The sequence below is a fragment of the Anaerophaga thermohalophila str. Valhall genome, from assembly GCF_000250735.1.
Taxonomy (GTDB): domain Bacteria; phylum Bacteroidota; class Bacteroidia; order Bacteroidales; family Marinilabiliaceae; genus Anaerophaga; species Anaerophaga thermohalophila_A.
Window position 1 is genome coordinate 1 of record NZ_AHZV01000149.1, and the last position, 12,135, is coordinate 12,135.

Genomic DNA, 12,135 nt, shown 5'->3' on the forward strand with positions numbered 1-12,135 from the left:
CTCGTTTCAATGCAAATATAAAAGCAATAGTCAGTTTAAAAAAGCCTGAACGGCAGAGACGCAATGACGCAAAGTTTTTATTATGAGCAAGGTCGAAACGCCCAAATTGGGTGTCTCTACCTTACCAGACATCTGTAAAAGTTTAACGGAATATTGTAAAAGAGTTTGGAAAAAATTTAGCCTGCGTAACAATTGTTACAAACAAAAGATATATTTATCCTTTTATTTGTAATCAAAACAGATTGATAAACCATACTCAGCAAAGATGATAAGAGAGTTAGTAAAAATAGATGAAAAGCTTTGTGACGGATGCGGTTACTGTATACCCAACTGTCATGAAGGTGCCCTTCAGATGATAGACGGAAAGGCAAGGTTGGTGAGCGACCTTTTGTGCGACGGACTGGGGGCGTGCATCGGTCATTGTCCCCAAGGTGCTATAACCATCGAAAAAAGAGAAGCGGAGCCTTACGACGAGATTAAAGCCATCCAACTCATTATACCCAAAGGAAAGAATACTGTTGTGGCACATCTCAAGCATTTACGCGACCATAACGAAACAGATTATATGAAAGAAGCTGTAGAATATATGCGCGTTAATAAAGGGTCACTCCCCTTCGATCTGAACGAAGTTATCCGTGAAATGCACCGTCCCAAAATCGGAGTTATGCAACAACCTCATGCCGCAGGATGTCCGGGTTCTCAGGCAAGAACCATAGAGAGAAAACCGGCCATGACATCTACTCCAACATTGGAACCGTCGTAATCCGAACTACGCCAATGGCCTGTCCAGATGCACCTGATCAATCCAGCCGCCGGCTATTTCAAAAACAGTGATATGATTCTTGCAGCAGATTGTGTAGCCTTTTCAATGGGAAATTTCCATAGTAAATTACTAAAAGGAAAAACTCTCGCCATTGCCTGTCCGAAGTTGGATCAGGGAATGGACAATTATATGCAGAAAATCACGCGTCTGATAGATGAGGCCCTTATTAACACACTCACAGTGGTGATGATGGAAGTGCCTTGCTGCGGAGGACTCCTTCAGATGGTTCAAAAAGCTGCAGCCCTGGCATCAAGAAAGGTACCGGTGAAAAAGATGATTGTCTCTGTTGAAGGAGAAATTATTAAAGAAGAATGGATTTGAATCAATGATCAATGCCAGGAAGAGATAAAAAAGCAAGGCCGGTTGAGGTTTAGGTTGAGAATTCACCACCGATGACACAAATTTGAATTATCAATTACAATTACTAAAAACTTAATATTATGAGCATGTTTTGTTTTCAATGTCAGGAAGCAGCCAAAGGTTTTGGTTGCGAGGTAAAGGGTGTTTGCGGAAAAACATCTGATGTAGCCAATCTTCAGGACCTTCTCCTCTTTGTTACCAAAGGTGTGGCATGGTGGAGTCAGCAAGCCGATGAAGCCGGAATTGATAACCCGGAGGCTGAAAAGTTCATCATCGATTCCATGTTTATTACCATTACCAATGCCAATTTCGACCGCAACAAAATCATTGCACAAATCCGAAAAGGTTTTAATATTCAGGATAATTTGGCCAGGGAGTTAGGCAAAACGCCTGAGAACACGCCTGAATGCGCCGTCTGGCGTACCGATTCGGAAGAAGCGATGGAGAAAAAAAGTACCAAAGTCGGGGTTCTCAGTCATAAAGATGAAGACATCCGGTCTTTGAAAGAGTTGCTTACTTACGGAATGAAAGGCATGGCTGCTTATGCCGAACATGCACACAACCTGGGCTATCACAACGAAGCAGTTAACGCCTTTATAAAAAAGGGGCTGGTTGCTACGGTAGATGAAACCTTAGGCGTGGATGAACTTTTGCCTTTGGTTCTTGAGTGCGGAAAATACGGCGTTGAAGTAATGTCACTTCTCGACAAAGCCAATACAGAAAGTTACGGACATCCCGAAATAACATCAGTCAATCTGGGTGTGGGCAAAAATCCGGGCATTCTGGTAAGTGGTCACGACCTCAAAGATTTCGAAGAATTACTGAAACAGACCGAGGGTACCGGCGTGGATGTTTATACACATAGCGAGATGTTGCCGGCCAATTACTATCCGGCATTCAAAAAATACAAACATTTTGTAGGTAATTACGGAAATTCATGGTGGAAACAAACCACCGAATTTGAGAGTTTTAACGGTCCCGTACTACTTACAACCAACTGTCTGGTACCGCCCAAAGAGAACTACAAAAACAGAGTTTATACTACCGGAGCCGCAGGTTTTGACGGATGTGTCCACATCCCTGACAGGAAAGACGGTAAGCCAAAAGACTTCTCTTTGCTTATTGAACATGCTAAAAAGTGCAAAGCTCCAACCGAAATAGAAACCGGCGAAATTGTCGGAGGGTTTGCCCATAATCAGGTAATTGCATTGGCCGACAAAGTGGTAGAAGCAGTTAAGTCAGGTGCCATCAAAAAATTTGTGGTTATGGCGGGTTGCGACGGCCGCGTTAAAGCACGGGACTATTACACCGATTTTGCCAGCGAATTGCCTCAGGATACAGTTATCCTGACCGCCGGATGTGCAAAATACCGTTACAATAAACTTCAGTTGGGCGATATAGGCGGAATTCCAAGAATTTTGGATGCCGGTCAGTGTAACGACTCTTATTCACTGGCAGTTATTGCCCTGAAGCTGAAAGAAGTTTTCGGGCTGGATGACATTAACGAACTGCCCATTGTTTACAACATTGCCTGGTACGAACAAAAAGCGGTTATCGTATTGCTGGCACTGCTGTCACTTGGTGTGAAGAATATTCACCTTGGCCCCACTCTGCCGGCATTCCTCTCTCCAAATGTTACGAAAGTACTGGTCGAACAATTTGGTATCGGCTCCATCTCTACTGTTGAAGAAGACATGGCAGAAATGATTGGAGCTACGAATTAAATAAGTTATACAACTGGCAATACTTCGTTAACCTTTTACAGATGTCTGGTAAGGTAGAGACGACCAAATTGGGCGTCTCTACCTCTCATAATAAAATCATCAGATTCTGATAACGGAAATCCAAATAACTGAACAGTTAGGATGGTTCCCGTTCATCTTAGCAGGTCAGTAATGTTTCGATTTATGTTAATCAAGATTTAATATAAATTATAACCAAAACATATGCTCTTTTTCACAATAGATTAATCTTTTTGTAATTTTATTACAGAAAAACAGGTAATCCGTTACCTAAAAGCCTGACAACTTTTTTACAATTCAAAAAAAACAGGCTATGTAGCAGGCACAAGAAGGTTTTCTATCAAACAGAACAGATGCATAGAATCAATCATTCCTGCCGGAGGAGAATTCCCTTTTTTTAGGAGAGAAGCATACGATCAAAATGCGTAGAAAAATTTTATACTGATGAAGCGATTAAAATTCATTCGATGGTTTATTCCACCGGACAAGTGGAAATTTCCGGTCATCATTATTTCAGGCATCTTTGCAGGACTCGCGGTTTTTGTTTTTCATATATCCAAAGCGCCTTCTTATCTTTCGGATGAACCGAAAACATGTGTTAACTGTCACATAATGACCCCCCAGTATGCTACATGGAGTCACAGTTCTCACCGCGAATGGACAAATTGCAACGACTGTCATGTACCGCATAATAATATTGCCAATCACTATTTTTTCAAAGCAAAAGACGGGCTAAGACATGCCACCATTTTTACCTTCCGCCTCGAACCACAAGTGATATTCATTAAACAGGCAGGAAAAGATGTTGTTGATCAGAATTGCAGACGCTGCCACGAAGAATTAATTTCCGATACCCGGCTTACTACCATGCGTCCCGACATTCACCGGAATATAGACGACAAATATTGCACCGACTGCCATCGTGAAACACCCCACGGACGGGTTAACAGTTTGTCGAGTGTCCCTGCTGCAACAGGTGTTCCACTTCCGAAGAGCCCGGTTCCGGAATGGTTACGATCAAAAAAGAAAGACGAAAAAAAATAATTCATAAACCCTTCTAGGATTTTTACATATGAGACCAATAAGCGAACAAATAAAAGAAAAACCATGGCTGGGATGGCTGATCTTTTTTGCTACAGTCATTGTCGTATTTATACTCGGACTTTTTGCCTCTTCAATTGTAGAACGAAGAGCCGAAGCCCAATTTGCTTATACCCCGCAGGTTGAACATGGTCAGTATGAGCCCCGGAATGAAGTATGGGGAGAAAATTTCCCACGTGAATATCAAACCTATATGGAAACAAGGGACACCACGTTTGAAAGTAAATACAACGGCGCCAAAAAAATTGACATGCTTGAAGAAGGCCCTGAGCTTGTTGTTTTATGGGCGGATTATAGTTTCGCCAAAGAATATAACCAGGGGCGCGGACATTACTATGCCATTGAAGACATCCACAATATCCTGCGCACAGGAGCACCTGTCGATGGAGAAAAAAGTCCTATGCCCAATACTTGCTGGACTTGTAAGAGTCCGGATGTACCCCGCCTGATGAGTGAAATTGGTCCGGCGGAGTTTTATCGCGGAACCTGGGAGGAAAAAGGACATGAAATTGTGAATCCCATAGGATGTGCCGACTGTCATGATGCAGAAACCATGAATCTTCGTATATCCCGGCCTGCTTTGATCGAAGCTTTCGAACGTCAGGGTAAAGACATTACCATGGCATCGCATCAGGAAATGCGTTCACTGGTTTGTGCTCAATGCCATGTAGAGTATTACTTTAACAAAGAAAAGGTTGAAGGCGTACAATACCTTACTTTCCCATGGGACAACGGGTTGTCAATAGAAGCCATGGAAGAATATTACGACAACATGGAATTTTCTGATTGGACACACGGATTGAGTCGTGCACCAATGCTCAAAGCCCAACATCCCGATTATGAAATGTTTTCCGGAGGAATCCATGCATCACGCGGCGTCGCCTGTGCCGATTGCCACATGCCATATATGAATGAAGGCGGCCAAAAATTCACCGACCACCATATTCAGAGTCCGTTGAATAATGTAGCCAACTCATGCCAGGTTTGCCATCGCGACGAAACCGAAGAAATTGTTGCCACCGTTTACAAACGCCAGGATCAGATCGCCGGCACACGTAAAAAACTTGAGGAATTGCTGGTTCGTGCGCATGTAGAAGCCAAACATGCATGGGACTATGGGGCAACGGAAGAACAAATGGAAGACATATTAATGGATATACGCCATGCCCAGTGGCGGTGGGACTTTGTTGCAGCCGGTCATGGTAACGCCTTCCACAACCCGGTAGAATCAAGCCGCATTCTTGGCGACGGCATCAATCTCGCACAAGAAGCCAGACTAAAGCTGGCACGCGTTTTGGCAAAGCTTGGACACAACGAAGCTATTGATTATCCCGATATCAGCACCAAAGCAAAAGCACAAGCCTACCTTGGAATGGACATGGAAACAATGAATAAACAGAAGGAAAAGTTTCTTAATACCGTTGTTCCTCAATGGCTGAAAACTGCAAAAGAAAGGGAAGCCAACTATCCGGTGCAGATAAATTAAAAGGAGGTTGTCTGAAAAGACTATTATTCAACCAAAGACTCAGTTTGATCTTATTGGGATACAATACCCGCATTGGGGTCGGATAGAATTAAACAGTGCTCGTCTATACAATAGATCGTTAGATTTTTAGGTACAAGATGTGAGATAATTCGTAAATATTGATAAACTGCATCTTAGCAGGCAAACATTAATAGAGATAAACAATTGGTCTGCAGTGCATTGTAAAACTTTAACGAAGTATTGCTATAAACTCGCAAAAATTTTCACAATATGTGTGTCTGTTCAAAAAGTGCCTGTTGCAAGGCTTGCGAAGTCCGAAAATACGGAGTTTACTCATCGTAAATGAGTAATTTTCGGACGAGTATAACACAGTAAATAGCACTTTATGGGCAGACACTAAATAACGTTCATTACTACAAATATTTGACCGCTTTCGTGGTCATATTACCCTGCCTGAAGGATAGGAAGCCCCCGTAAAGCTCTTATGTTTATTGCTACTTTTTCTTTCGCTGCTGACTTCCTCTAACCAGCCCCATCAGAACCATTTCGGCAGTTGCGGGGTTGGTTGCCAGCGAAACATTGTGAACATCGCAGATGCGCATCAACATGTTGATATCAGGCTCATGGGGATGCTTATCCAACGGGTCACGAAAGAAGAAAACAAAAAGACCTGACCCCGGTTAAAGATCAGATCCTTATGTTGTTTGAAAACGTATCGTAAATTAATAATGTAAGAGTGGCCGATTATTCTGAAACCACTTCAAAATCAATTTCCACCTTAACATCCCGGTGCAGTTTGATTTCTGCCTTGTAGTTTCCTACTTCCTTAACGGCATCATCAGCAATTGAGATGTTTTTGCGTTCGATGGTAAAACCTTCTTTTTCCAGGGCTTCGGCAATCTGAATGTTATTCACAGAGCCAAATATCTTCCCTGTAGAACTGGTTTTGGCTCCGATGGTAACTTTTTTGCCTTCGAGTTGCCTGGCAAGCTCGAGCGCCTCGTTACGGATTTTTTCCTCCTTATGGGCCTGTTGCTTTTTATTTTCGGCAAATACTTTTTTGGCCGATTCGGTAGCCAGGATAGCGATTCCGCGAGGAATAAGATAGTTGCGGCCATACCCCGGACGCACCGTCACTATATCGTTTTTATGGCCGAGATTGGCCACATCTTCTTTTAAAATTACTTCCATCTTGATATCCTCCTTGGTTTATTTCATCAAATCGGTTACATAAGGCAGCAACGCCAAATGACGTGCTCTTTTTACTGCTGTCGAAACTTTTCTCTGGTACTTAAGAGAAGTACCGGTTATTCGCCGTGGCAGAATTTTGCCCTGTTCGTTCAGAAACTTTTTCAGGAACTCGGGGTCTTTGTAATCCACGTACTTAATACCGTTTCTTTTAAACCGGCAGTACTTCTTTTTTTTGATCTCAACCGACGGAGGTGTCAGATATCTTATTTCGCTTTGATTTTGTGCCATGGTTTAATTCTCCTTTCCTTCTTTTTGTTTTTTACTTCTTCTCTTTTCGCTGTATTCAATGGCATACTTATCCATTTTAAAGGTGAGGAACCTGATCACGCGCTCATCGCGGCGATAGTTCACCTCCAGCTTCTCAATAAAAGAGGGATCGGCTTTAAACTCGAACAACTGGTAAAAACCGGTTGACTTTTTCTGGATGGGGTAAGCCAGCTTTCGGAGACCCCAGTTCTCCTCATGCACAATTTCTCCCCCCTGTTCAAGGATCATTTTCCTGAACTTCTCCACCGTTTCCTTCATCTGAGCATCAGACAAAACGGGAGTTAAAATGAAAACGGTTTCATAATGGTTTTGCATAAACTCTGTTTAAATTTAATTGAACATTAATACTTTAGGCTAATGCGCCGCAAAAGTAGTACATTTTTTCAAATCTGGCAATAGGTTCTAGTTTTAATGATCATTTCTGCCTTCTGCCTTCTGCCTTCATCTATCCCTTACCATGCTCTCCGAAGTATTTCATAAACTGAACCCGCTCGAAAACTTCGGCATGGTTTGGAATCATTGATCTGCCCATTCTATGTACGTCCTCAATGGTATCAAGGCGCTTTTTCTCCATCCACGACTGAACACCGGAGAGAAGATCACGAACATAAGCAGCGCCGTTTTTATACAAGGCGGAGACCACCTGTACACTATCGGCACCCGCCAGAAGCATTTTAAACATAGTATCGCCCGAATGAATACCGCCAGAAGCACAAAGATCACAGGTCACCTGTTCCTTCAACATGGCAATCCAGCGAAGTACATTTGCATAATCTGCCTGTGATGAATAAACAGGCCCCGAAATAATCCGGTTGTTCTCCAAATCAAAATCCGGAGAATAGTATCGATTGAACATTACAACACCATCGACACCCAGCATATCAAACCTGGAAACCACATTTCCAAGATCGGTAAAATACGGACTAATCTTTACTGAAACAGGAATACTAACATGTTCCTTTACACGTCTCACAATTTCATAGTAACCATTCAAAATGTCGGCGGCTTCAATATTTATTTTCGAAGGTATACGGTAGAGGTTCAACTCCAGTGCATCGGCACCGGCATCCTGTAACAGTTTGGCATACGAAAACCATTCGCCTACCGAGTAACAATTAATACTTGCTATCAATGGCACATCGGTTTGGCTCTTAATCTCATCAATCAACTTCCGCTGACGTCTGAAATTATCCTCTTTCAGCTGATAATCGAAATAATCGAGAAACTCCAGATTACTCTCAAGACGTTCTACTTTTTCTTTCATATTCTTCTCATGCTCGCGGATAATTTCTTCCTCGAAAAGCGATTTGAGCACTATGCCGCCAACACCGTAATCAACCAGTTTCAGGATAGAATCGGCCGAACCTGTAAGTCCGCTGCTGCCGACCAACAACGGATTTTTTAGTTCCAGACCCAGATATTTGGTTTTTAAATCACTCATATTTACAGATTAATAGATCATTAGACTTTAGATGTTAGAAATACTATGATTCTTCAGTATAAAATTTGTTTTTTAAGCTCTAAAAAGCTCTTTCCGGGTAATCAGGACACGCTTCACAAGTTCTTTCAGGCACTATACAGCATTCTCAACCTGTTTCGATAATTGGTGATCCATCGCCTCGGCAGCTTTTCGTCCGTCACCCATTGCGAGGATTACCGTAGCTCCGCCACGAACAATGTCACCTCCTGCAAACATGAACGGAACCGATGTCTGAAGATTTTCCTCATCCACAACTAAAGTGTGCCAGTCGGTTGTTTTCAGTTCGGGCAACGATTGAGGAATCAAGGGATTTGGCGAAACCCCCACACTAACCACTACTGTATCTGCATCAATCAGGTATTCGGAACCGGCGACGGGTACAGGACGACGACGGCCGCTGGCATCGGGTTCACCCAGTTCCATGCGCTGAACCCTTATCTGGCGAACATACCCTTTTTCGTCACCAATATATTCTATGGGATTCTGTAGAGTAAGAAACTCAACACCCTCCTCTTTGGCATGTTTAATCTCTTCAATTCTTGCAGGCATCTCCTGCTCTGAGCGGCGGTAAATGATCATTGCCTTTTCGGCACCCAGACGAAGAGCTGTACGTACGGAATCCATTGCAGTATTACCGCCACCAATAACAGCTACGCGTTTCCCTTTCAGAATTGGTGTATCGCTATCTTCTTTGTTAGCTTCCATGAGGTTAACCCGTGTAAGATACTCGTTAGAGCTCAGGATGCCCACAAGGTTTTCACCCGGAATACCCATAAATCTTGGCAGTCCTGCCCCACTACCAACAAAGAAGCCTTCGAAGCCCTCTTCTTTCAGATCGTCAATGGTTGCCGTTTTTCCAACGATAAAATTGGTTTCAAACTTAACTCCCATTTCCTTAAGACTGTTAATCTCAACATCCACAACGCTGTTCGGGAGCCGGAATTCGGGAATGCCATATTTCAGAACTCCGCCTATTTCATGCAGTGCCTCAAAAACAGTAACATCATACCCGCGCTTAGCCATCTCACCGGCAAAAGATAATCCCGCAGGACCTGATCCAATACATGCAATTTTCTTGTTTTTGGCGGAAGCCCGTTCGGGAATGGAAATATTTCCTGTTTCTCTTTCAAAGTCGGCAGCAAACCGTTCAAGATGACCGATAGCAATTGCCGGCTTTTTCAATTTCCGGGTATAAAAGCAACTTGCTTCACATTGTTTTTCCTGCGGACAAACCCTCCCGCAAACAGCAGGCAACGAGCTGGTTTCTTTAAGAACGCGAGCTGCTTCAAGAAATTCGCCCCGTTCAATATTCTTAATAAACTTTGGAATATTAATTTCCACGGGACAGCCCTCAATGCAGGTTGGATTGGCGCAATCGAGACAGCGGCTGGCCTCAATCATGGCAGCTTCGGCAGAAAGCCCCCGGTTAACTTCTATAAAAGAACGGCGGCGTTCCGTCGGGTCCGCCTCGGGCATTTTAACCCTTTCAATATTCGTGCGTTCTTTGTTTTTAATTTTTCCACGAAGCTCTTTTCGCCAGGCGGCATCACGCTCTTGTTTCAGTATATCATTTTTATCCATAAAAACTTCAGGGTTTATTGATGCTCTTTGAGGTAACGTTCGTTGGCATCTTTCTCAAAATCTTTGTATCCGTTAAGACGCATAAGCATCTCATCAAAATCAACTTTATGGGCGTCAAACTCGGGGCCGTCTACACAGACAAATCTGGTTTTCCCGTCAACAGTGACCCGGCAGGCACCGCACATTCCGGTACCATCAACCATAATGGTATTCAGACTGGCAATAGAGGGTATCTGATGTTTACGCGTAACCTCGGAAGCGAACTTCATCATTATAGCGGGGCCAATAATGACAGCCTCATCAATTTTTTCACGGGCAATAACTTTTTCCATTCCTTCGGTGATCAGCCCCTTTTCACCATACGAGCCATCATCGGTCATCACGATAACTTCGTCGGAAAATTCACGAATCTGGTCTTCAAGTATAATTAAATCCCTGGTACGGGCAGCTATAATGGAAATCACTTTGTTTCCAGCCTTTTTATTGGCCTCAACAATGGGTAACAGGGGGGCCACCCCAACTCCGCCACCACATGCCAAAACAGTACCCACCTTCTTTACATCGGTTGCCTGCCCCAGCGGGCCCACCAAATCGGCAATGGTATCTCCGGCTTCCAGTTCAGCCAGTTTGCGCGATGTAACGCCTACACGCTGAACAACCAGGGTTATTGTTCCTTTTGAGGCATCTGCCGATGAAATGGTAAGTGGTATACGTTCTCCTTTCTCATCAACCCGCACAATCACAAAATGCCCGGCACGACGGGCTTTTGCTATGCGTGGTGCTTCAATCTCAAGACGGACCACGTTTTCCGAGAAGAATTCTTTACTAACAATTTTATTCATCCGTATAAAATTTATTTATTAAGGTCGGATGGAACTCGCATGCAAGCATTTATACATGTTTTAGTTGTGGTAAACCTTGCCATGCTCGTTTCATTTCATTATCAATTAAAAAGTTACAATTTAGTGTTCAGATTCTTGCCAAAACTTACAATCTGTTAAAAAATTGAGTGCAAAAGTAATAATAACCTTTGTTGAAGGCAAAAATAGAAGTATACACTTCTCTAATTTACAATGTATAAAAATAAGGAAATAATTCTACTTTGTAGTATTAATGTGCCAATAAGAAGTTCTATCTTCCCCTTCTTCCTCTTCAATTTCATCATCTTCGAGAGGAGGTGGTTTCTGCGGACCTTCTTTTCTGAATACCACAGCCACTACAACTCCGGCCAGTGCTCCCCAAAGATGAGCTTCCCATGAATACTCAACGAGCCATTCTACCGGAAACAACCCCCAAAACAATCCGCCATATAAAAAAATAACCAGCATAGAGACTGCAATCAGAGGAACATAATTGCGAATAATTCCGCTCAGAAAAAGAAAAGCCGCCAATCCGTAAACCAGCCCGCTTGCTCCTACATGCCACGCATCGCGTGCGCCAAACCAAAGCCATATACCCGCAAGCAGATATATCCAAACGAACACTTTGAATGCAATATCGCGATAAACGTAAAACAGAACACTTCCAAGCACCAGAAATGGGCCGGCATTGGCACCAAAGTGCCCCCAATCGGCATGTATAAAAGGAGCGGTAATAATACCCGGTAAACCTTGTAATGACAAGGGTTTAACGCCCAGAAAGAACCAGTTGGCGTCCTCGAGGGACTCAATTAATCTGACCGTAAACATCAAAAAAAGCATAAACAGCGGGAATACCGCACTGTAAAGTATTCTTTTTCTTTCTGTTTTCAGGTCGCTGTGCATTATGTCAGCTGATGAATTGATGAACTGATGAATTAGTGCCTGTCTTTAAAGTAGGAAAAATTTCCTACTTATCATGTGTCTGTTCAGAAAGTGTCATTTACAAGGCTTGCGAAGTCCGAAAACAGGGAGTTTACTCATCGTAAATGAGTAATTTTCGGACGAGCGTAACACCGTAAATGGCACTTTATGGACAGACACGAATTAATGATGTCACCGATACACGGTCTGCCAAATCGACTGTCCTATCCGTCTTTAGCCTGCTTTATTCATAAGTTTTCGTC

13 protein-coding genes are annotated in these 12,135 nt (G+C 43.1%); 5 read left to right on the forward strand and 8 right to left on the reverse strand.

From position 1 onward, the window contains the following. The first annotated feature begins 265 nt into the window (after window positions 1-265). The 5 genes from OQ5_RS24450 to nrfA all read left to right on the forward strand — a co-directional run bounded on the left by OQ5_RS24450 (window position 266) and on the right by nrfA (window position 5,512). Complete coding sequence (locus tag OQ5_RS24450) at window positions 266-763, forward strand: ATP-binding protein (RefSeq protein ID WP_016776975.1); 498 nt, start codon at window positions 266-268, stop codon at window positions 761-763. A gap of 72 nt (window positions 764-835) precedes the next feature. After that, entirely contained in the window at window positions 836-1,144 is a 309-nt protein-coding gene (locus tag OQ5_RS24455; protein ID WP_255297441.1) for a 4Fe-4S ferredoxin, read from the forward strand. 119 nt (window positions 1,145-1,263) lie between these two features. Beyond that, on the forward strand, window positions 1,264-2,907 hold the full coding sequence (gene hcp, locus OQ5_RS0107945) for a hydroxylamine reductase (protein ID WP_016776977.1): 1,644 nt from the start codon (window positions 1,264-1,266) through the stop codon (window positions 2,905-2,907). 462 nt (window positions 2,908-3,369) lie between these two features. Continuing rightward, window positions 3,370-3,969 carry a cytochrome c nitrite reductase small subunit gene (nrfH, locus tag OQ5_RS0107950; RefSeq protein WP_016776978.1) on the forward strand — a complete coding sequence of 200 codons (600 nt, stop codon included), beginning with the start codon at window positions 3,370-3,372 and terminating at the stop codon, window positions 3,967-3,969. A 28-nt stretch (window positions 3,970-3,997) separates the two neighbouring features. Further along, window positions 3,998-5,512: an ammonia-forming cytochrome c nitrite reductase gene (gene nrfA, locus OQ5_RS0107955; protein WP_016776979.1), complete on the forward strand. Its 1,515-nt coding sequence runs from the start codon at window positions 3,998-4,000 to the stop codon at window positions 5,510-5,512. 494 nt (window positions 5,513-6,006) lie between these two features. Here nrfA and OQ5_RS20550 read toward each other — a convergent pair whose 3' ends face one another. The 8 genes from OQ5_RS20550 to OQ5_RS0107995 all read right to left on the reverse strand — a co-directional run bounded on the left by OQ5_RS20550 (window position 6,007) and on the right by OQ5_RS0107995 (window position 11,854). After that, a complete protein-coding gene (locus tag OQ5_RS20550; protein ID WP_255297442.1) occupies window positions 6,007-6,153 on the reverse strand; it encodes a hypothetical protein in 147 nt (48 codons plus the stop codon). 103 nt (window positions 6,154-6,256) lie between these two features. Next, window positions 6,257-6,703: a 50S ribosomal protein L9 gene (rplI, locus tag OQ5_RS0107965; RefSeq protein ID WP_010420813.1), complete on the reverse strand. Its 447-nt coding sequence runs from the start codon at window positions 6,701-6,703 to the stop codon at window positions 6,257-6,259. Window positions 6,704-6,721: 18 nt separating this feature from the next. Next, window positions 6,722-6,991 carry a 30S ribosomal protein S18 gene (gene rpsR, locus OQ5_RS0107970; RefSeq protein ID WP_016776981.1) on the reverse strand — a complete coding sequence of 90 codons (270 nt, stop codon included), beginning with the start codon at window positions 6,989-6,991 and terminating at the stop codon, window positions 6,722-6,724. 3 nt (window positions 6,992-6,994) lie between these two features. Continuing rightward, window positions 6,995-7,345 carry a 30S ribosomal protein S6 gene (gene rpsF, locus OQ5_RS0107975; protein WP_016776982.1) on the reverse strand — a complete coding sequence of 117 codons (351 nt, stop codon included), beginning with the start codon at window positions 7,343-7,345 and terminating at the stop codon, window positions 6,995-6,997. A gap of 130 nt (window positions 7,346-7,475) precedes the next feature. After that, window positions 7,476-8,471: a dihydroorotate dehydrogenase-like protein gene (locus OQ5_RS0107980; RefSeq protein WP_016776983.1), complete on the reverse strand. Its 996-nt coding sequence runs from the start codon at window positions 8,469-8,471 to the stop codon at window positions 7,476-7,478. Between the two features lie 132 nt (window positions 8,472-8,603). Then, window positions 8,604-10,091: an NADPH-dependent glutamate synthase gene (gene gltA / locus OQ5_RS0107985; protein WP_016776984.1), complete on the reverse strand. Its 1,488-nt coding sequence runs from the start codon at window positions 10,089-10,091 to the stop codon at window positions 8,604-8,606. Between the two features lie 14 nt (window positions 10,092-10,105). Further along, entirely contained in the window at window positions 10,106-10,933 is an 828-nt protein-coding gene (locus OQ5_RS0107990; protein ID WP_016776985.1) for a sulfide/dihydroorotate dehydrogenase-like FAD/NAD-binding protein, read from the reverse strand. Between the two features lie 255 nt (window positions 10,934-11,188). Then, window positions 11,189-11,854 (reverse strand): rhomboid family intramembrane serine protease, encoded by a 666-nt coding sequence (locus OQ5_RS0107995; protein WP_016776986.1) that lies wholly within the window; start codon window positions 11,852-11,854, stop codon window positions 11,189-11,191. Window positions 11,855-12,135 lie beyond the last annotated feature (281 nt).